The organism is Microbulbifer sp. A4B17, assembly GCF_003076275.1.
GTDB lineage: Bacteria > Pseudomonadota > Gammaproteobacteria > Pseudomonadales > Cellvibrionaceae > Microbulbifer.
In genome coordinates this window covers 1583336-1603436 of sequence record NZ_CP029064.1, presented here as the reverse complement: position 1 = coordinate 1603436, position 20101 = coordinate 1583336, and the positions used below count along the sequence as shown (strand labels likewise).

Annotated in this window: 17 protein-coding genes; 3 read left to right on the top strand and 14 right to left on the bottom strand. The window is 55.1% G+C overall.

Annotated elements, in window-relative coordinates; all coding sequences use genetic code 11:
• Positions 1–25: 25 nt before the first annotated feature.
• From BTJ40_RS07170 to leuC, 14 genes are all read right to left on the bottom strand, one after another.
• Complete coding sequence (locus tag BTJ40_RS07170; protein ID WP_108732442.1) at positions 26–520, bottom strand: CvpA family protein; 495 nt, start codon at positions 518–520, stop codon at positions 26–28.
• 241 nt (positions 521–761) lie between these two features.
• Positions 762–1409 carry an SPOR domain-containing protein gene (locus BTJ40_RS07165; RefSeq protein WP_108732441.1) on the bottom strand — a complete coding sequence of 216 codons (648 nt, stop codon included), beginning with the start codon at positions 1407–1409 and terminating at the stop codon, positions 762–764.
• Entirely contained in the window at positions 1390–2664 is a 1275-nt protein-coding gene (gene folC / locus BTJ40_RS07160) for a bifunctional tetrahydrofolate synthase/dihydrofolate synthase (RefSeq protein ID WP_108735202.1), read from the bottom strand. The genes BTJ40_RS07165 and folC overlap by 20 nt, the downstream gene beginning before the upstream one ends.
• Positions 2665–2741: 77 nt before the next feature.
• Entirely contained in the window at positions 2742–3596 is an 855-nt protein-coding gene (gene accD, locus BTJ40_RS07155; RefSeq protein ID WP_108732440.1) for an acetyl-CoA carboxylase, carboxyltransferase subunit beta, read from the bottom strand.
• 160 nt (positions 3597–3756) lie between these two features.
• On the bottom strand, positions 3757–4566 hold the full coding sequence (gene trpA, locus BTJ40_RS07150; RefSeq protein ID WP_108732439.1) for a tryptophan synthase subunit alpha: 810 nt from the start codon (positions 4564–4566) through the stop codon (positions 3757–3759).
• Positions 4567–4658: 92 nt separating this feature from the next.
• Positions 4659–5882 carry a tryptophan synthase subunit beta gene (gene trpB, locus BTJ40_RS07145; RefSeq protein WP_108732438.1) on the bottom strand — a complete coding sequence of 408 codons (1224 nt, stop codon included), beginning with the start codon at positions 5880–5882 and terminating at the stop codon, positions 4659–4661.
• 177 nt (positions 5883–6059) lie between these two features.
• The gene (locus tag BTJ40_RS07140; protein WP_108732437.1) at positions 6060–6668 is read right to left on the bottom strand and encodes a phosphoribosylanthranilate isomerase; all 609 of its coding nucleotides are present in this window, start codon (positions 6666–6668) and stop codon (positions 6060–6062) included.
• Between the two features lie 125 nt (positions 6669–6793).
• Positions 6794–7687, bottom strand: coding sequence for a tRNA pseudouridine(38-40) synthase TruA (gene truA, locus BTJ40_RS07135; protein ID WP_108732436.1), 894 nt, complete (start codon positions 7685–7687; stop codon positions 6794–6796).
• A gap of 128 nt (positions 7688–7815) precedes the next feature.
• A complete protein-coding gene (locus BTJ40_RS07130; RefSeq protein WP_108732435.1) occupies positions 7816–11172 on the bottom strand; it encodes a FimV/HubP family polar landmark protein in 3357 nt (1118 codons plus the stop codon).
• A 197-nt stretch (positions 11173–11369) separates the two neighbouring features.
• Positions 11370–12365: an Asd/ArgC dimerization domain-containing protein gene (locus BTJ40_RS07125; RefSeq protein ID WP_108732434.1), complete on the bottom strand. Its 996-nt coding sequence runs from the start codon at positions 12363–12365 to the stop codon at positions 11370–11372.
• A gap of 190 nt (positions 12366–12555) precedes the next feature.
• The gene (gene asd, locus BTJ40_RS07120; protein ID WP_108732433.1) at positions 12556–13671 is read right to left on the bottom strand and encodes an aspartate-semialdehyde dehydrogenase; all 1116 of its coding nucleotides are present in this window, start codon (positions 13669–13671) and stop codon (positions 12556–12558) included.
• Positions 13672–13743: 72 nt separating this feature from the next.
• Positions 13744–14802, bottom strand: coding sequence for a 3-isopropylmalate dehydrogenase (gene leuB, locus BTJ40_RS07115; protein ID WP_369974284.1), 1059 nt, complete (start codon positions 14800–14802; stop codon positions 13744–13746).
• Positions 14803–14832: 30 nt separating this feature from the next.
• Positions 14833–15480, bottom strand: coding sequence for a 3-isopropylmalate dehydratase small subunit (gene leuD / locus BTJ40_RS07110; RefSeq protein WP_108732431.1), 648 nt, complete (start codon positions 15478–15480; stop codon positions 14833–14835).
• Between the two features lie 14 nt (positions 15481–15494).
• Entirely contained in the window at positions 15495–16928 is a 1434-nt protein-coding gene (gene leuC, locus BTJ40_RS07105) for a 3-isopropylmalate dehydratase large subunit (protein WP_192879388.1), read from the bottom strand.
• Positions 16929–17125: 197 nt separating this feature from the next.
• Here leuC and BTJ40_RS07100 point away from each other — a divergent pair, with 197 nt between their 5' ends.
• The 3 genes from BTJ40_RS07100 to BTJ40_RS07090 all read left to right on the top strand — a co-directional run bounded on the left by BTJ40_RS07100 (position 17126) and on the right by BTJ40_RS07090 (position 20082).
• Positions 17126–17998, top strand: a complete 873-nt coding sequence (locus tag BTJ40_RS07100; protein ID WP_108732429.1) for a LysR family transcriptional regulator — start codon at positions 17126–17128, stop codon at positions 17996–17998.
• A 163-nt stretch (positions 17999–18161) separates the two neighbouring features.
• Positions 18162–18899: a TIGR04219 family outer membrane beta-barrel protein gene (locus tag BTJ40_RS07095; RefSeq protein ID WP_108732428.1), complete on the top strand. Its 738-nt coding sequence runs from the start codon at positions 18162–18164 to the stop codon at positions 18897–18899.
• Between the two features lie 130 nt (positions 18900–19029).
• Complete coding sequence (locus BTJ40_RS07090) at positions 19030–20082, top strand: nitronate monooxygenase family protein (protein ID WP_108732427.1); 1053 nt, start codon at positions 19030–19032, stop codon at positions 20080–20082.
• Positions 20083–20101 lie beyond the last annotated feature (19 nt).

Below are 20101 nucleotides of genomic sequence, written 5' to 3'. Positions count from 1 at the left end.
GAGAAGAGCGCTTTTGGCGCCCTATTTAAAACAACTTTACAAAGAATTCCTTAACGGAGCTCGCCAGCTCCCGGGCGCTATCCTCGAACTCGAGGAAGTGGGGAATCAGTACCGATTGATTCCACCAACTGTCCTGTTCCACCGGCACCAACGCCGGGGCCAGGATCAACAGCGCCATCACGACAATCGCTCCCCGCACCAAGCCAAACGCCATTCCCAGCACTCTGTCCGTACCCGATAGCCCCGTCGCCTCAACAAAGGCAGAGAGCACCATGTTGAGACCAGCGCCAGCGAGCAAGGTGCCGATAAAAAGGATGGCAAAGGCCGCGATCATTTGGAGGGAGGGAGTGTCTACAAGATTGGAAAGCATTGGCGCCAGCTGGTCGCGAAACATCATGGCGACGATAAAGGCGGCAATCCAGGTAAGCAGAGACAGGGTTTCCTTGATGAAACCTCGACTAAGGCCGATAAGCGTGGAGATACCCACGATAGCCAGAATGATCCAGTCAGCCCAATTCATTCAATCCTACCTGCGTGGCGGCTGCTGCCGCGAAGAGCGCGCATTCTAACTGAAGGGACTAAGCGCGTGAAGCCGTAGGCCAACCGATTGGAATTTATTACTTTCAGTACCGCTTTCCCTGGACATTTGGCGCAGTGGCAATCGGTTAATAACGAATAAAAGTGCAAAGTGGAATTATACCCGCGGGCTGCCACCATTCGCCGAGAGCTGAAACAGTGGCAACCTGGGGTCAATAGACTCGCTAGGCCTTAAACTGGAGTACTAGAGTCTGCGCCTTCAGAAGCGCATCCAGCTCTTTTTTAAGCTGCTGGGCATCGGCTTTATTGACCTTTGGACCGACAAAGACTCGCACCAGGCGCCCCTTGTCCGTATCAATAGAGCGAGTATAAGCACTGTAGCCCTCATCCATCAGGCGCAGACGCAGCTTATCCGCATTGGACTCATCCCGATAGGAAGCCACCTGTACCACCCAGGCCACAGGCAGGCCATAGGCATCCACAAGAGGCGAGGCCCCCTTCTTCGGCGCTGCCTGATTTTCGGCCGGCTCATCTACCTTGGTACCCCCTGACTGCGCTTCTTCATCAGTCGCGGCTACTGGCGCTTTAGGATTGGAGAAGTTCTCTGGCAGGTCCGGCTGGAAGGCATCTCCGGGTGCTGGCGCTGGCAATGCATCCGCAACCGGCTGCGGTTCGGCGATCTCAATGGGGCGTATATCCGGCTCTGCCGGAATCAGGCTGGTTTCACTGATATTGCCCGCGGCCTCCCGATCCAGAAGGCTCGGCAGGAAAATAACTGCAAGCGCAGCCAAAACCAACGCACCGACTATTCGCTGCTTAAATCCGTCGTTCAATCGCCCTCGGCGGGAGGGTTTACCCTCGCAATTCTCCATTACCTTCGTCTCGCATCTGCTGCAGAACCTCAGCCACAGTAAAGAAGGAACCAAATACAAGCAACCTGTCTTGTGGACCAATGGTCGGCAGCAGCTGTTGTACACCATCGGCGACGCTTGGACAGCGACTATCGATGTTCGTTGCCTCAACACCGGCCTCAGCCAGTCCTCCTATCAGGGCCTCTCCGCTCGCTGCGCGGCTATTGCCCGGCAACTCTGCGGGGTGCCAGGCATCCACCACATCCCGCAAAGGCGCGAAGAGTCCCACCAAATCCTTATCGGCCATAGCCGCTACCAGCGCATGGGTCTCACTATCTACAGGGTGATCTGCAAGCCATTTAGCCAAGTGTTCAGCCGCTGCCGGATTGTGCCCCACATCCAAGAGCAAGTTGCGCCCCTGCCATTGAACCTGCTGACAGCGTCCGGGCAAGGCAATTTCAGCCAGTGCAGATTCGACCCCACCCTGAGGCAATACATTGAGCAGAGCCAGCGCGGTAATTCCAGCAGCGATACTCGGGCGCGGCAAGCTGATCGGGGGGATCGCAAGTTCCAACTCACCAAAGCGGTAAAGTTCTTTTTTATCCTCTCCCAAATTCAGAGAGAAATCCTGACCTATAAAGTAACTGGAACTGGACAATTTTTCTGCCGCAGACAGCACAGATTGGGTGGGATTGCTATCAGCACAGACAAAAGGCGCCCCAGCACGCAGGACACCGGCTTTCTCGCGGCCGATTATTTCCCGGTCACTGCCAAGCCAGTCCTCGTGATCAATGGCAACACTGGTGATAATAGCGAGATCCGCATCCACCAGGTTAACTGCATCCAGGCGTCCACCCAGGCCAACTTCCAGAAGCGCAAACTCGACGCCTGCCCTTTGAAATAACCAGAGCGCAGCCAGGGTAGTGTATTCAAAATAGGTCAGGCTGGTCTCACCGCGAGCAACCTCGATAGCCTCAAACGCCAGCACGAGATCTTTATCGGCAACCTCTTCACCCCCGATACGCACCCTCTCGTTAAAGCGCAAAAGGTGTGGGGAACTGTAAGCGCCTACGGAGTGCCCCCCCTTACACAGCAACGCCTCCATAGTCGCCACACAGGAACCCTTACCATTGGTGCCCGCCACAGTAATCACTGTCGGTGCCGGCTTCTGGATACCCAGCGCATCGGCCACAGACGCGACCCGCTCAAGACCTAATTCAATTTCAGAAGGGTGCAGCTGCTCCAGACGGGAGAGCCAATCTTGCAGTGAAGACATAGTTGAAAACATCGATGATGGGGGCTGCAATCAGCGGAATTTAAGCTGATCACAGCATTACCCCAAGGGAATGGAAATCAGTTGCCGGTAAGTTTACCCAATATGCGGGACACTGTAGAGCGCATTTCCCTGCGGGGAATAATCATATCGATTGCGCCGTGCTCCAGCAGGAACTCACTGCGCTGGAAACCTTTCGGCAATTTCTGGCGAATGGTCTGCTCGATAATATTCGGGCCGGCAAAACCTGCGCGCGCTCCGGGCTCCGCTGCATTGATATCACCCAGCAGGGCCAGGGATGCGGAAACACCACCGTAAACCGGGTCGGTCATAATGGAGATATATGGCACACCGGCCATCTTCATTTTTTCCAGCACCGCCGAGGTTTTGGCCATCTGCATCAGGGAGATCAGGGCCTCCTGCATACGGGCACCACCGGTAGCAGAGAAACAAACCAGCGGGATACGCTGCTCCAAGGCACGCTGAGCGGCACGGGTAAAGCGCTCACCAACCACATAGCCCATGGAGCCACCGTGGAAAGCGAACTCAAATGCTACCGCTACCAGGGGGGCACCGTTCAGGCTGCCCTGCATGGCGATCAGGGCATCCTTCTCACCAGTGGATTTTTGCGCCTGCACCAAGCGGTCTTTATATTTTTTGACGTCTTTAAACTTCAGGCGATCAACCGGCTGCACATCGGTGGCCAGCTCTTCACGGCCTTCCTCGTCGAGGAAGATATCCAGGCGGCGACGGGCGCCGATTCTAAAGTGGTGATCGCACTTGGGGCACACATCCAGATTGCGTTCCAGCTCCGGGCGATAGAGCATCGCATCGCATTTGACGCACTTCTTCCAAACCCCCTCGGGGACCTTGCTACTGCCGGTGCGACGCTCTGTGCGAATTACCGCAGGGACAATTTTTTCTAACCAGCTCATCTCGTTTCCAAATCCGGAGGCTTTCTTTGGGCCGGCACATTTTACCGACCAGTGGGTTTCAGGCTAGGAATTAAAACACTAAGCTCAACAACAAACCCGGCCAGATCAGCCGCTATTTTTGGCTTTCTGGCCAGCTTTGTGTTTAGACCTATAGCTGCTTTTAGCGATCCAGGGCTTCGCGCATCTCGCTGACTATAGCCCCAACCGCCGTTTTGGCGGCTTCCAGGTCTGCCGCCGCATCTACCGCCGACACCAGTACACTACCGACTACAGCGCCGTCGCCATGGGCACTGACCTGGCGGGCCGAGGTACCATCTTTGATACCGAAGCCAACACACAGGGGCAGATCGGTAAACTGGCGAATATGGTCCAGATTGTCACGCACTGAATCCAAATCCAGGTGGCCTGCTCCGGTAACCCCTTTCAGGGATACATAGTAAACAAAGCCGCTGGCGACATCGGTAATTTCACGAATACGCTCTTCAGTGGTGGTAGGCGTTAGCAGGAAGATGTTGCGCAGGTTGCGCTCCGCCAAAAAGGCACTCAGGGAACCGGACTCTTCAGCCGGCAGATCTACGGTCAGGGCACCATCGACACCCGCAGTGGACGCCGCTTCAGCAAATTCCAATTCACCCATACGCTGGATGGGATTGGCATAGCCCATCAGGATTACCGGGGTGTCACTATCCGACTGACGAAATTCTTTCACCAAAGACAAACATTTGCGTAGCGAAGCCCCACTGGCCAGCGCTCGCTCATGCCCTTTCTGAATTACCGGGCCCTCTGCCATGGGGTCGGAAAACGGCACCCCCAGTTCAATAAAATCGGCCCCGCTGGCCACCAACTGATGCATCAGCGGCACAGTATTTTCCAAGCCGCCATCGCCAGCGACAATATAAGTTACCAGTGCCTTGCGGCCCTCATCGCGCAACTTGGCAAAGCGGCGATCAATTCTATTTTGTTCTGTCACAGTTTATTCCCTGAGCTACTCCTGGCAAAAAGCCAGCTCAATTATTTGATCTTCACCCATTTTGCCCGCCTCAGAGGCGGGCGGTGATATTGCTACACCTCGATACCATCGATAGCGGCAACGGTGAAAATATCCTTATCGCCTCGGCCGGAGAGATTCACCAGGACATTCTGCTCAGGGCTCATGGAAGCCGCCAACTTGAGCGCGTACGCGACTGCATGGCTGGATTCCAATGCCGGCAAAATACCCTCAGTGCGAGTGAGTCGACGGAAGGCATCCAGGGCTTCATCATCATCAGCCGTGACATATTCCACCCGGCCGATATCTTTCAGCCAAGAGTGCTCAGGGCCAACCCCCGGGTAGTCGAGCCCCGCAGAAACCGAGTGAGTCTCGATAATCTGGCCGTCATCATCCTCCATCAGGTAGGTGCGGTTACCGTGCAGAACACCGGGAATACCATCATTCAGTGGTGCAGCATGCTTACCGGAAGCCAGGCCTTCACCGCCGGCTTCGACACCAAACATTTTCACTTCAGCGTCATTCAGGAACGGGTGGAACAGGCCGATCGCATTGGAACCACCACCGACGCAGGCCACCAACGCATCGGGCAACTGGCCAAAGCGCTCCAGACTCTGACGACGGGCTTCACGGCCGATAATAGAGTTGAAGTCGCGCACCAATTGCGGATAAGGGTGAGGACCAGCCACAGTGCCGATAATGTAGAAAGTATTATCGACATTGGTTACCCAATCGCGCATGGCTTCATTCATGGCGTCCTTTAGGGTCTTGGAACCGGATTCCACCGGCACCACTTCTGCCCCCAACAACTTCATACGGTATACGTTGGGGGACTGGCGTTTAACGTCTTCCGCACCCATATAGACCGTACACTGCAAACCGAGACGCGCTGCCACGGTTGCCGTAGCCACACCGTGTTGACCAGCGCCGGTTTCGGCAATAACACGGGTTTTACCGCTGTGTTTGGCCAGCAGTGCCTGGCCCACCGTGTTATTTACCTTGTGCGCACCGGTATGGTTCAGGTCTTCCCTCTTAAGCCAGATTCGCGCACCGCCCGCCTGCTCAGTCAGTCGCTCAGCAAGATACAGCGGCGATGGCCGGCCTACGTAGTGCGCCAGATCGTGATCAAAGGCAGCGACAAAATCCGGATCATCTTTCAGGCGGCTATACATTGCCTGAAGCTCATCCAATGCGCTGATCAGCGTCTCCGATACAAAGCGACCGCCGTAGGGACCAAAATGTCCGCTCGCATCCGGGAAGGTGGAAAAATCGATAGCACCTGGCTTACTCACACTCATACTCCGTGGGTCACGTGGGGTTAAAACTTTCTTTCTGTTTACCTACTGTTTGAATAGTTCTTCCTGAACTATTCAAACGCCGCCAGAAAATACTGGCGCAGATGCGTCGATCTGCTGGTATTTGCTGGCTCGCGCCGGCCAAGCCGGCGGGCGGCACTTCCGGTACCGCCTCTAAATCTATCTCTTCGCCGCGCTGACAAACGCAAAAACTTTTTCTCGATCCTTGCGTCCCGGCTGACGCTCTACACCTCCGCTCACATCCACCCCCTGTGGGCGCGCAGCTTCTACTGCTGCAGTTACATTCGCGGGATTCAAGCCACCGGCAAGAACGATCGGGCGACTGCTATCTTGGGGAACCCTGTCCCAATCAAAGGTCTCTCCGGTACCACCGGGGACACCAGGCCTGTAGGCATCCAATAGAAAACCCCGGGCTTTGGGGTGCTCAGTCATTGCGGCTTTGACATCGAGGTCATCTTTCATCCGCAACGCTTTGATATAGGGACGCCGGAATTGTTCGCAGAAGCGGGCGCTTTCATCGCCGTGGAATTGCAACAGGTTAAGCGGCACCGATTCCAGTACAGCGTCCACCTCACTCTGTGCCGCATCGACAAATAACCCCGTCAGGGTGACAAATGGGGGAACTGCCGCTGCAACTTTAGCTGCCATATCAAGATCGATATAGCGCGGGCTCGGCTTATAAAATACCAGGCCCAACGCGTCGGCACCCGCATCTACAGCCATCAGGGCATCTTCTATACAAGTGATGCCGCATATTTTTACTTGCATCGTGTAACCTGGACTCAGCCGGCTGGCCGATCAAAAGAGGGAACGACGGATACTAGCAGATAGTCAGAAGGCGCGAAATGCACGCCCTCTCCCAGATTTGCTTTAGCCTCGAAAAATTCAGCAGTCTAACTGGAAAGCAAAGCACCCAAAGGTTGTGGCACCAGCAGTGGCCCAGGCTCACATTGGGGAAGCTGGAAATGATCCGGATAGCGCACATCAACGAGATACAGGCCAAACGGCGGCGCAGTCACGCCTCCGGCGGAGCGGTCCCGCTGATCCAGCACCTCTTTTGCCCAAATTGGTGGACGCTCCCCTCTCCCCACAGCCATCAAAACCCCGGTGATATTGCGCACCATATGGTGAAGGAATGCGTTAGCACTAATTTCCAAGGCAACCAGCTGACCCACTGGGGCAATATCCAGGCGGGTAATTTCGCGCACCGGGCTCTTAGCCTGGCACTGAGAGGCGCGATAGCTGGTGAAGTCGTGGCGACCAACCAGATAGCTGGCCCCTTCGCGCATAGATTCCAGATTCAGCGAATGCTGGGTCCAGGTTACCTCCGCTGCGCTGTGGGCCGAGCGGGTCGGCGCACTGTGAATCAAATAGCGATAACTGCGGGCGTGAGCGGAAAAACGTGCATGAAACTGCGCCGGCATTTCCCGAGCCCAGCGAACCCGTACGGAATCCGGCAACTTGGTATTAACGCCCTGTACCCAGGCGCGATCCGGGCGCTGCGCTCGTGTATCAAAGTGAATTACCTGATTGGTAGCATGAACACCCGCATCGGTGCGCCCGGCACAAACCAGGGTCACTTCCTCTGCTGCGATAGTGGATAAAGCCCGCTCCAGGTGAGCCTGGACTGTCTCCGACGCAGACTTCTGCTTCTGGAAGCCGTGCAGCTTGGCCCCGCAGTACTCAACACCCAGGACTATACGGCGCAATCCTTCAGGTAGCCCCTCTCCTTCGGGGACCTCCCCGTTCGGCTTGTAAATATATTCCCGCTGCGTCACCTGAGCCATATCACCAAAACCACTTGCTGCCCCGACTCCAACTTGATCGAGTAAAGATAACTGCCGGGAACTTCCCGGTAAAAATAAAAAAACCTCGCAACCAGTGCGAGGTTTTTAAAGCGGGGAGCCTTTCCAGACTACACCATGCGCTCCAGCATTTCCTCGGCGCGGTCTTTGTGCTCACCGCCACCATCCTGGGCTACCTCTCTAAGGATATCCTTAGCACCCTCCTGGTCTCCCATATCCATATAAGCTTGAGCCAGTTCCAACTTGGTTGCCATCTCATCGCCACCTTCCAGCAGGCTCAACTCTGAGTTGAGGTCGCTTTCCAGGTTGAAGTCGAGATCACCAAAGTCGGAATCTGATGGTTTCTCAACGACCGCCTCAACCTGCTCTACAGTTTCGGGCTTAGCCTCGACCAGAGGTTCCGGCTCAAGGGTCAAGTCACCTTCAGTAGACTCATCGATCAGGGCCAGCTCATCCTCCAGAGAGAACTCTTCCTCGATCGCATCGGTATTGAAGTCCAGATTGCTATCTCCTGCCAACTCCATACCTGTGGCATCGAGAGATTCCAGATCGGCATCGAGAGATAGATCTGCTGTCGGCTCACTACTTGCCGCTGCAACTTCGGCAGAAGGCTGTTCGCTCGCAGTGAGGTCTGCTGCGATGTCATCCAGATCAATACCATCGAGATCCAGATCGGAATCCAGCTCACCGCCGATCATATCCAGATCGCTTTCAGAAAAGTCATCCATAGACAACTCGTCTGCTGGCTCTTGAACTGAAGAGGCCTGCTCTATTGAGGAAATTCCCTCGCCCAAACCATTGTCAGCTGGGTCTAAATCGAGGGCAGTATCCAGCTCAACCGAAGACTCTTGTGCAGCCTGCGATTGTACCTCTTCTTCCATCATGGAGAGGTCCAGTTCAAAATCGAGCCCTGGAACAGAGCCGCCACTGGCAGTTGCCTTCTCTTCCAGCTGCGCTTCAACGGAAGCCGCTGTATCCTCTTGAGTCTCCGGCTCCAGGTCGAGGGAATCGAGATCCAAGTCAGAGGTGTCAAACTCTAGCGGAGCTTCAGAACTTTCTTCGGCGTTATCAGATAGCTCCAGCCCCAGGTCATCCTCGACCAGAACAGTCGTTTGATCGTTTGAACCCAGGTCGCCCAGGTCCAGCTCACCCAAATCAAGCTCATCCAGATTCAAATCGGTTTCGGCTTCCGCTTGCGATGCCACAGCGGTAACTTCCCGGCTTTCTCCATCGAGAGCGCTATCCAGATCCAAATCATCCAGGTTGAACTCAGTCTCGAGGGACTCGCCCTGCTCCGCATTAACCTGCAGCGGCTCATCAAAGCTGCTGTCCAAATCCAGATCCAGAGACAGCTCCTGCTCAGAATCAGATTTCTCTTCACCCATTGACAGATCCATAGTCAGATCGTCGAGGAGTGAGGTATCTGGCTCCAGCGCATCGCTGCTGGTGTCAAGTCCCGGTTCGGCGCTGGTAAAGTCATCATCCAGGGCCGCACCAATATCATCGAGCTGTGCCGCTTCGAAGGACTCATTGGACAGGCCCATCACCGGGGCTTCGAAATCTGGTGCACCGACAATAGATTCACGCAGACGCGCCGCGCGATCGGCAGCAGGACCATCGCTAATACTGAGCAACTGTCGATAGTGATCATCAAATTTTTCGACGTCCTGGTTGTGGGCGTAAACTTCCATCAACATCAGGCGCGCGTCGACCACCTGCGGGTCCTTTTCCAGACCCAGCAGCAACTTAGATTCCGCTTCCTCATACTGTCCAAGGGACAGATGTATCTCCGCTTCAGAAATCGGGTCATCAGTACCTACATCGCCGAGATCCCCCAGATCGAAGGTATCATCCGCCTCCATACTCTCCACTGCAGCGAGTGTTTCATCGGGTTCGACGATTTCCTCAGGAATATCCAGCGGCTCCTGTTCCATAGCCACCTGCTGTTCAAGTTCCTGCTGCGCCTCTTGCTCAGCCTTGCGACGGCGCCAGGTAAACAGTCCAAATATGGCAGCCAGCAGACCCGCACCACCCAGGCCGATCAGCATCCCATTATCGGCGAGCTGCTCCATAAAAGTGGGCTTGGGCTTAGTCTGCACCTCAACTACACGGTTGCGAACCTCTTCTGGAGCCGGCTCGGCCTCAGCAGCCTCTTCTTCCGCGTTAACTGCAGTGTCAAACTCCTCACTGCCATCGATAGCCAGGCTGGCTTCTGAAAACTCTGCCTCAGCTACCCCCTCATCTTCGACTTCGGGCTGCTCGGAGGCAGCCTGCACCACAGCCACCAGCTCCTCATTGGAAACTTCAACCAGCGATTCCATGGTGTCGATCTGCTCATCGAGCTCGGCGATACGTTCACGCAGCTCAGAGTTTTCAAGCTTGGACTTGTCCAGCTCTTCCTCAGCGACGATAAGATCGCCTTCCAGTGCCTCACTGTCCTCAGAGCCAATTCCGGAGCCGGAGGTAACAGATTCATTATCCCCTGGCGCAGCAAGGCTCACGCGGCCTTCTACCGTTTCGCTGGCAAAAGACTCCTCTTCAACCGCGCGGGCATCCAGGGGTGCGCCAGTAGCCACTTCCACATCGGAACGCTGGCGCCAGGATTCATTCTGCTGAGCCACTTCAGAAATCGCCTCTGTCATGGTCAGGATGCGCAGATCTTCACTGTTCGGCAGGCGCAGTACAGCGCCTTTCTTCAACAGATTGATATTGTCATTAATAAAGGCTTCCGGGTTCAGCCTTTGAATAGCCAGCATGGTCTGCTGCACAGAGAACTCGCGACTGGCGCGATTTTGCAGTGCAATTTCCCACAACGTATCAGAGGAACTTACCGGGCCGTAGACTTGGCTGTTGCTGTCACTGGTGTCTGTCGCTGCATAGCGTGGCTGCGGACGAGCGGGCTCGCGGGTCTCCGGGGTGGTACTTTCAGTTGTGGCTGGCTCGGCCGGTGCCTGGCGGGTAGCCGGAGCTGGTGTTGTGCGAGGCTGGGGCTGTTGTACCGGGGCAGTGCGGCGCACTTGCTGCCGCTCGCGCTCGGCCGCGCGCACAGGTTGCTGTGCCGCTGTGGGAGAGAACGCGGGCAGATCCATCAACAGCGTATATTCACGCAGTAAACGGCCACTGGGCCAGCGAGTCTCAACCAGGAAATTCAGAAAGGGCTCGCGAATCGCTTCGCGACTGGAAATGCGGATAACCGGCTTGCTGCCGGAGTAATCTACCTCAAAATTTAAAGACGTGAGGAGGTAAGAGCGCTCGACACCAGCGCGTTCAAATTCTTCAGGGCCTGCAAGACGAACCCTAATTTCGGTATCTTCCAAACCGCGAGTTTGCAGCAGTCCGATTTCCGCATCGAGAGGCTGGTTAAGGGTCGAGTTGAGCTTGATCTCACCTAGTCCAAGCGCCAGAGCCGCGTTGCTTCCCAGTGCACCGACTAGACCAACTGCAAGTGCCAACTTACGCACACGCATATCCGATTCCCTTTATTGTTAGAACCTTCCCAGGGCTTCCGAAAAGCGCGCCTTCAGAATATCCCCATTACTGAACGGTAATCGTTCAACTAATTAGCCGCCGTTTAGGCAGCCGCCAACTATGGCGAATTTCTCGCCAGTCTCAACCAGGCCAGAGTTAAGATTACACCTTCACTATGGCCGCTAAGTATTAATTATCAGTAGTTTTTTAGCAACAAGTGGGCAATTTGTGCACAGTTTATTGCTACATCTTTACGCAGGTTGTCAGACACCGCACAAAGATTTAACTGTCGCTTGTTGAGTAGACTTTGGCGCAAGCGGCCGATGATTGTCACGTCACTGCCCACCGCACTTTCTGCCGAGGGCTGCTCCGCCATTTTGAGGCCAGCGCCATTTGCCAGCAGCGCACGCACTTTTTCCAGGTCGACATCTTCAGTTAAAGCGACGCCCAAATTAGCTAGCTGACCGTGGAAAACAGAGACCGTATTGATGCTGGCATCGACGGCTACCGCGTCTCCTAATAAACGGCGCAGGTCGTGAACCAAAGTCAGCTCACTGAGGGTGTGGCCACTGGCGAGCAGAGCCTCGCAGGCACTGAGCTGGTTAAACGCCAATCGGTGGCCAATCTCAGGATCAATTTCTGCGTCCTGGCCACTAAACATCCGCGCGGTTTGTGCCGCCATAGCATCAATTGCGGCCTTGCCCAGAGCAGACACCGGCTGATTGAGCTGTACCTCTACCGCTTGCAGTTTATCTTTCAGGGGCGCCAGGGCTTCCGCCACCATGGAGGCGCCGGCACTTGGCAGGGCAACAAAGCGGCGCTCGGCAGAAGCGAGTTCCCCGCTGTTAAACATTGGGTGTACCAGGGCAACACTTTCATCGCCACGGGTATTGTTGGCCACGTCTACAATCCAGGCGCCATTTTGTTCTGCGGCAGCCATGGCAGCTTCAACGGCTTCGCCGGCGCTCAGCAGAATCACGACCTGCTTATCGTTAAATGTAAATTTCTCCAGGGACTCCACCGGAATATTGCGATTGGCAAATACTTGGGGGTCTACTTCCCGTTCGTCAGTCTCCAGCAAACTCAGCTGCTCGGCGGAAATTACTTCACGCTCTTCGAGTACTTCCAGCAGGGGACCAAAGGCGGCGTTATCAACACCGACAATGACCAGTTCGCGGGTGGCTTCGGACATGGCAAATCACTTCATTGAATTGGAAAGGGAAAAATGAGGGGCGATTATACCCGTGGGGAAAATTCGAAAAAGGCGCTATGACAAACAGTAGCCGTTTTTTACGCGAAGAAGTTCACAGCTTGGCAAAAAGCCCTCCACTAAAGTGGCCTATTTCCACTCTTAGCAGAGGACTTACTCAGGTTCGTACCAGTTACAGTTTGCCGAGTAAAATCAGCAGGATTCTGCGCAGGGGTTCTGCGGCGCCCCAAAGCAGCTGATCCCCTACAGTAAAGGCATTTAAGTACTCTGGACCAACGCTCAATTTACGCAGTCGACCGACAGGAATATCCAACTTTCCGGTAATCGCTGTTGGCGTCAGGTTCTGCACCGTAGCCTCACGCTCATTGGGCACCACATTTACCCAGTCGTTGGCACCATTTAACAATTGTTCAATGTCGGCAAGTGGCAAATCTTTTTTCAATTTTATGGTGAAAGCCTGGCTGTGGCAGCGCATGGCACCGATACGCACGCAGGTGCCGTCCACAGGGATCGGGTTTTCGGTCTGTAAAATCTTGTTTGCTTCAACTTGCGCCTTCCACTCTTCGCGGCTCTGGCCATTCTCCAATTGGGTATCGATCCAGGGCAGCAAACTGCCTGCCAGTGGCGCGCCAAATTCTGCCGTGGGGAATTCCGCCGAGCGCATATCTGCTGCTACTTTGCGATCAATCTCCAGAATGGCACTGGCGGGGTCGGCCAGCTCTGTTGCCACACCATCGCGCAGCGCACCCATCTGCGAAATCAATTCGCGCATATTGCGCGCACCGGCACCGCTGGCCGCCTGGTAAGTCATGGCGGTAACCCACTCAACCATACCCGCCTTAAACAGCCCACCCAGAGCCATCAACATCAGGCTCACTGTGCAGTTGCCGCCGATAAAGTTTTTCTGTCCGGCATCAATTGCGCGATCAATCACATCGCGATTAACCGGGTCCAGCACGATCACAGCATCGTCCTGCATCCGTAAGCTGGAAGCCGCATCAATCCAGTAACCCTGCCAACCGGCTTCGCGCAAGCGGGTAAAAACTTCCTTGGTGTAATCGCCACCCTGACAGCTGACAATCGCATCCAGCTGGATCAGTGCATCAATATCGTAAGCATCACCCAGTGGCGGCAGGGGCCTGCCGATGTCCGGTGCCGTGCCACCGGCGTTGGAAGTTGAGAAAAAAACCGGTTCGGCGATATGGGCAAAGTCGTCCTCTGCTCGCATGCGCTCCAGTAATACCGAGCCGACCATGCCGCGCCAGCCGATAAAACCTATTTTTTGCATTGCGGTGTCCTGTATGTGATGAGGTGGTCAAAGTGCGCCGCCGGGAAAGCGGCACGATAGTGGAATCGAAAATTAAAGTGCGGCTACAACGGCAGCGCCCATCTCTGCGGTAGAAACTTTCTGGCAGCCGTCGGTATAAATATCGGCAGTGCGCAAACCCTGCTCCAACACCTTACTCACTGCTGCTTCAATCGCATCTGCCGCCTCGTTCATATCGAGGGAATAGCGCAACATCATGGCAGCAGACAAAATAGTCGCCAGCGGGTTGGCGATACCCTGGCCAGCAATATCCGGAGCGGAGCCATGGCAGGGCTCGTAAAGACCAAAACCGCTTTCGTTCAAGGAGGCGGAGGGCAACATGCCAATGGAACCGGTAAGCATGGCGGCGGCATCGGAGAGGATATCGCCGAACATATTGCCGGTTACCATCACATCAAACTGCTTGGGAGCCCGCACCAACTGCATCGCGGCGTTGTCCACGTACATATGGGACAGCTCTACATCGGGATATTCCGGAGCCAGGCGATCCAACACCTCGCGCCAGAGCACTGTCACTTCCAGTACATTGGCTTTGTCTACAGAACAGAGTTTGCCATTGCGTTTTTGTGCTGCCTCAAAGGCAGAGCGGGCGATACGTTCAATTTCTGATTCGCTATACACGTAGGTGTTAAAGCCCTGGCGCTCACCATTTTCCAGTGTCTTGATACCGCGCGGCTCACCAAAGTAAATGCCGCCGGTCAATTCGCGCACAATCAGAATATCCAAGCCGGCGACCACTTCAGGCTTAAGCGAAGAGGCATCGGCCAGTTGCGGGTAGAGAATTGCCGGGCGCAGATTCGCGTAGAGGCCCAGGCCACTGCGAATTTTTAGCAGGCCTTTTTCCGGGCGAATTTCCCGTTCCAGGGTATCCCACTGGGGGCCGCCTACCGCACCGAGCAGCACCGCATCGCAGTCACCCGCCGCCTTCAGAGTTTCGTCGGTCAGAGGCTCACCGTGGGCATCGATAGACGAGCCACCAATCAGGCCCTGCTCAAAACTGAGCCCCAGATTGAATTTTCCCGATGCAACTTCCAGCACCGCCATGGCTTGTTCAACAATTTCCGGACCAATGCCGTCACCCGGCAGAATCATTACTTTTTTCGTCACAGGAATTTCCTTTAATTACTGAACCGCATCAAAAAGCCAGGGGGCTTTCTCTCGGCGCGCCTGCTCATAAGCGCGAATATCGTCGGCGTGCTCCAGGGTCAGACCGATATGATCGAGACCATTTAGCAAACAGTGCTTGTAGAAAGCATCCACTTCAAATGGAATCAGCTCGCCACAGGGTTTGCGCACATGCTGCTGTTCCAGGTCGATGGTGAGCGCATAACCCTCCTGCCCGTGTGTTTCCTCAAACAACTGGTGCACTACATCTTCCGCCAGGACAATTGGCAAAAGACCATTTTTAAAACAGTTATTGAAAAAGATATCGGCAAAGCTGGGCGCGATAATTGCGCGGAAACCGTGATCTTCCAGTGCCCAGGGCGCGTGCTCACGGCTGGAACCGCAGCCAAAATTCTCCCGTGCAATCAGCACTGAACCACCCTGGTAGCGGGGGAAATTAAGGGGAAAGTCCGGATTGAGCGGACGGCCGGAACAGTCCTGCCCGGGAACCCCCTCATCCAGATAGCGCAACTCATCAAACAGGTTCGGGCCAAAGCCAGAGCGCTTAATGGATTTCAAAAACTGCTTGGGGATGATCAAGTCGGTATCCACATTGGCCCGATCCATCGGTACCACGAGACCTTCGTGCTGGGTAAACGCTTTCATCAGACCATCTCCTCTTACAGCTGTACCGGTGCCATCTCTCGCACATCGACAAAGTGGCCGGCAATTGCAGCAGCTGCCGCCATACTGGGACTCACCAGATGCGTGCGGCCACCGTAACCCTGGCGCCCTTCAAAGTTGCGGTTGGAGGTGGAAGCACAGTGCTCTCCCGCCCCCAGCTTGTCCGCATTCATCGCCAGACACATGGAACAGGACGGTTCGCGCCACTCAAAACCGGCTTCAACAAAAATCTCGTGCAACCCCTCGCGCTCAGCCTGGGCTTTTACGGCCTGGGAGCCCGGAACAATCAGTACCTGCTTAACGCTATCCGCTTTGTAACGGCCCTTGGCAACTTCTGCTGCTGCGCGAAGATCTTCAATTCGGGAGTTGGTGCAGGAGCCGATAAATACGCGATCCAGTTTGATATCGCTGATATTCTGGCCGGCATTCAACCCCATATATTCCAGCGCTCGCTCCATGCCCGTACGCTTGGTGGCATCGCTCTCGTCACTGGGGGTAGGCACCTGGGCGCTGATCGGCGCCACCATCTCAGGGGAAGTGCCCCAGCTGACCTGCGGCTCAATATCCTCACCAACCAATACCACGACTTCGTCGAATACCGCATCGTCATCGGAGTGCAAGTGGCTCCAGGCCTCAACTGCGCGATCCCACATTTCGTCTTTCGGCGCGTAGGGCTTGCCTTTCACGTAATCAAGAGTGATCTGGTCTACCGCCACCATCCCCGCGCGAGCACCGCCTTCAATGGCCATATTGCACACGGTCATACGGCCTTCCATGGACATATTGCGCATCACTTCGCCGCCAAACTCGATCGCGTAACCAGTACCGCCAGCAGTGCCAATTTTGCCAATGATCGCCAGCACCACATCTTTTGCAGTGACACCTGGGCGCAGCTGGCCGTCGACGCGAACCAGCATATTCTTCATTTTCTTCTGGGTAAGGCACTGGGTAGCCATCACATGCTCCACCTCAGAAGTGCCAATACCATGGGCCAAGGCGCCGAGCGCCCCGTGAGTGGAGGTATGTGAGTCGCCACAAACCACCGTCATACCCGGCAGTGTCGCACCTGTCTCAGGCCCGATCACATGCACAATACCCTGCCCCGGCTCATTGATGCCGAACTGGACTACATCAAAATCACGGCAGTTTTCATCCAGGGTCTGCACCTGGATTCGGGAGATATCATCGCGAATACCACTGACGCCAGCGGCGCGCTCGGCCGCCTCGGAAGGCACATTGTGGTCGGGAGTGGCGACTAGCGAATCCTTGCGCCAAGGTTTGCGACCAGCCAGACGCAGGCCTTCAAACGCCTGCGGGGAGGTCACCTCGTGAATCAGGTGGCGGTCGATATAGATAAGTGAGGAGCCATCATCACAGTTCTTGATCAGGTGGTCCTGCCAGAGTTTGTCGTAGAGTGTTTGCCCTGCCACAGCCATTCCTCTCAGTAGTTAAGAGCCTGAGTCTACCCAGACCCAACAAATAACACCAATTTATATTTATTATCTAAAGTATTCCTAAATGGAATTCAAAAGCCAAACTGAGGTAAGATCCATCCTCTGGCGTCTCGGCCATTTATACAGAGGCTCAATCGGGGCCTTTATCGACAAACCACTTCAGGGGAAACAGCTTGGAACTACAGTGGCTGCGGGCATTTCTGGCAATCGCCGAACAGGGCTCGGTATCCGAAGGCGCCGAGCTGCTACACCTGACCCAGCCCGCCATGAGTAAGCGCCTGGCTGCCCTGGAGCAGCAACTGGGCTCCCCGCTGTTTGACCGCATCGGACGGCGATTGCAGCTCACCGATGCCGGCCGCGCCCTGCTACCCCGCGCTCGCCATATACTCAATGAAGTCAGCGACACCGAACGAGAACTCCGCGCATTGAGCAACTCGGTCAGCGGCAGCTTGCGTATCGCCACCAGCCACCACGTAGGTCTGCATCACCTACCCCCGGTGCTGAAAGAGTTCAGTTTCCGCTACCCACAGGTTGCCTTGGACATCGATTTTGTCGACTCGGAACAAGCTTACGAAGCCCTGATGGCCGCCAAATATGAATTGGCAGTGGTCACCTTGGCACTTAAGGAGTATCCGCACCTGAATGCCGAAGTCATCTGGCCCGACCCCTGTGTTGTGGTGGCGGCCCCAGATCACCCCCTGGCAAAGCTGCCAGAGCTGGAACTCACCGACCTCGCCAACTATCCCGCCATACTGCCGGATATGAATACCTATACCGGGCGCCTGATCAAAAGGGAGTTTGATGCCCAGGGATTAAAGCTCACCGCTAAGCTAGCAACCAACTACCTGGAAACCATTAAAATGATGGCCTGTGTCGGTCTCGGCTGGAGCGTTTTGCCCCATACGCTGGTGGACAGCAGCCTGGCGGTACTGCCAGTCAAAAAACTGCAAGTACTGCGAAACCTTGGCGTAATCAGTCACCGGGGCCGAACATTGAGCAATCCCGCCAGCGCGCTACAACAGATGCTGTTCGAAGCAGCTATTTAGAAAAGACAGGAAAGAAGCGGCCAATTTCCTAACAGGCAATACCCAAACGCACCATTTTTACCAGTGGAAAACATTAAAGATTTGTAAAAATGTGCAACTTAGCCGCGGCACAGGAAAAATTTATCTGTAAACTCCGCGACAAATTCATCACGGAGAGAAGTCAATGAAGAAATCCGCACTTGCCTTGAGTACCCTCCTCGCCTGCGCCACCGCAAGCGCAGATACTATCCTCGGCCTTGATGCTACTGCTGGCGCTTGGTTGCCAGGCTATAGCGGTAATATCGGTGCCGACGAATACAAACTGGATAACCTATCCCTGGCAGAAGACAATATCACCTTCCTGCAGGTCGCCCTGGAACACCCGATCCCCCTGATACCCAATGTGCTTCTGGCCCATAGCAATATCGATACCGATGGTGACGATACCCTGGAAGCCTCAGTGACTTTTGATGATGAAACCTTCACTGCCAACTCAGAAATCCGCACAGATCTGAGCCTGACCCACACTGATGCCACCTTTTACTACGAAATTTTGGACAACTGGGTAAACCTAGATGTCGGTTTGACCGCGCGTATGTATGACGGTGAATTTACCGCAGTGAGCGATACCCAGGCAGAGACTGTCGACCTCACTGGCTACATGCCAATGGCCTACGGCATGGCGCGCTTTGACCTGCCATTTACCGGCTGGTCTGTAATTGCCCAGGGCAATGCAACAGCCTACCGTGGCGATACCCATACCGACCTGACAGCGAAAGTGCGCTGGGATTTTGTACCGGCTGTTGACTTTGCTATCGAAGCTGGTTACCGCGTAATGACTCTCGACCTGGAAGAGCTCGACGACTTGCAGAGCGATATTGAAATCAAAGGCCCATACATCGGTTTCAACCTGCACCTGTAAGCAATCCACCTAGGATTGCTGTTCGCGCTCCCCAAAAACTTTTGCAGCACTAACGCCTGTGAGGTATAGCTACCTCGCACAATCTGCACTAAGGTGGCCCAGAAAGGGAGCGCAACTCACAGGCAGGGCCATGAATCCATTACTCGAAAAACTCGGAATTTCCCATCCCATCTTTGCAGCACCCATGGCCGGGGTATCCACACCCGCTCTCGCCGCCGCTGTATCCAACGCTGGGGGACTCGGCTCACTCGGACTCGGCGCCTGCTCAGTAGAAAAAGCCGCAGATGAAATTCGTTGTACTCACGACCAGACCGAGCACCCCTTTAATGTAAACCTCTTTTGCCACCAGCCCCCGACAAAAGATCCCCAACGGGAGCAAGCCTGGCTTTCCCATCTCGCCCCACATTTTGCTGCCTTCGATGCACCAGTTCCCAAGCTGATCAATGAGCCCTACTCAACATTTATTGGCAATAAGGCCATGTTGGAAGTTTTGCTGGAGCAAAAGCCACCGGTTGTCAGCTTCCACTTTGGCCTACCGTCAGAAGAGTTTATCGCCGCACTAAAAAGCGCAGGGATTATCTTGATGGCCACGGCAACTTCTCCTCAAGAAGCGGAGCTCGCCGAGGCTGCCAATATTGATGTGCTAATTGCCCAAGGTGTTGAGGCCGGAGGGCACAGGGGGGTGTTTAACCCAGAGGATGATCAGGAATTGGGAACACTGGCACTGGTTCGACTGCTGTGTTGCCACAGTAGCTTACCCATCGTTGCCGCAGGTGGAATTATGGATGGGGCCGGCATTCGCGCGGCGCTCTCTCTCGGCGCCAGTGCCGTGCAAATGGGCACCGCATTTGTTCTCTGCCCTGAGTCTGCAGCCTCTGACAGCTATCGCAATGCCTTACAAAGTGAGCGCGCACAACATACAGAGATCACCGCCAATATTTCCGGGCGGCCGGCTCGGGGCATTAGCAATCAATTCTACAAAGCGCTAAGTGAGAATGCCCCTGCCCTGCCGGATTACCCGATCGCTTATTCTGCCGGCAAAGCCCTGGCCCAGGCAGCAGCAAAAGCGGGCGATGACGAATATGCCGTTCAATGGGCGGGCCAGGGAGCCCCTCTCGCACGAGCCCTTCCCGCAGCCGGATTGGTGACAGCTTTAGTAGCAGAGTTAGAAGCCAGTAAATGAAGGAAGCTATTGGCAACTA

Coding starts and splice junctions, on each gene's coding strand:
- BTJ40_RS07170 (WP_108732442.1), bottom strand. CDS start 520: ATGAATTGGGCTGACTGGATCATTCTGGCTATCGTGGGTATCTCCACG.
- BTJ40_RS07165 (WP_108732441.1), bottom strand. CDS start 1,409: ATGGAGAATTGCGAGGGTAAACCCTCCCGCCGAGGGCGATTGAACGAC.
- folC (WP_108735202.1), bottom strand. CDS start 2,664: ATGTCTTCACTGCAAGATTGGCTCTCCCGTCTGGAGCAGCTGCACCCT.
- accD (WP_108732440.1), bottom strand. CDS start 3,596: ATGAGCTGGTTAGAAAAAATTGTCCCTGCGGTAATTCGCACAGAGCGT.
- trpB (WP_108732438.1), bottom strand. CDS start 5,882: ATGAGTGTGAGTAAGCCAGGTGCTATCGATTTTTCCACCTTCCCGGAT.
- BTJ40_RS07140 (WP_108732437.1), bottom strand. CDS start 6,668: ATGCAAGTAAAAATATGCGGCATCACTTGTATAGAAGATGCCCTGATG.
- truA (WP_108732436.1), bottom strand. CDS start 7,687: ATGGCTCAGGTGACGCAGCGGGAATATATTTACAAGCCGAACGGGGAG.
- BTJ40_RS07130 (WP_108732435.1), bottom strand. CDS start 11,172: ATGCGTGTGCGTAAGTTGGCACTTGCAGTTGGTCTAGTCGGTGCACTG.
- BTJ40_RS07125 (WP_108732434.1), bottom strand. CDS start 12,365: ATGTCCGAAGCCACCCGCGAACTGGTCATTGTCGGTGTTGATAACGCC.
- asd (WP_108732433.1), bottom strand. CDS start 13,671: ATGCAAAAAATAGGTTTTATCGGCTGGCGCGGCATGGTCGGCTCGGTA.
- leuB (WP_369974284.1), bottom strand. CDS start 14,802: ATGATTCTGCCGGGTGACGGCATTGGTCCGGAAATTGTTGAACAAGCC.
- leuD (WP_108732431.1), bottom strand. CDS start 15,480: ATGAAAGCGTTTACCCAGCACGAAGGTCTCGTGGTACCGATGGATCGG.
- BTJ40_RS07095 (WP_108732428.1), top strand. CDS start 18,162: ATGAAGAAATCCGCACTTGCCTTGAGTACCCTCCTCGCCTGCGCCACC.
- BTJ40_RS07090 (WP_108732427.1), top strand. CDS start 19,030: ATGAATCCATTACTCGAAAAACTCGGAATTTCCCATCCCATCTTTGCA.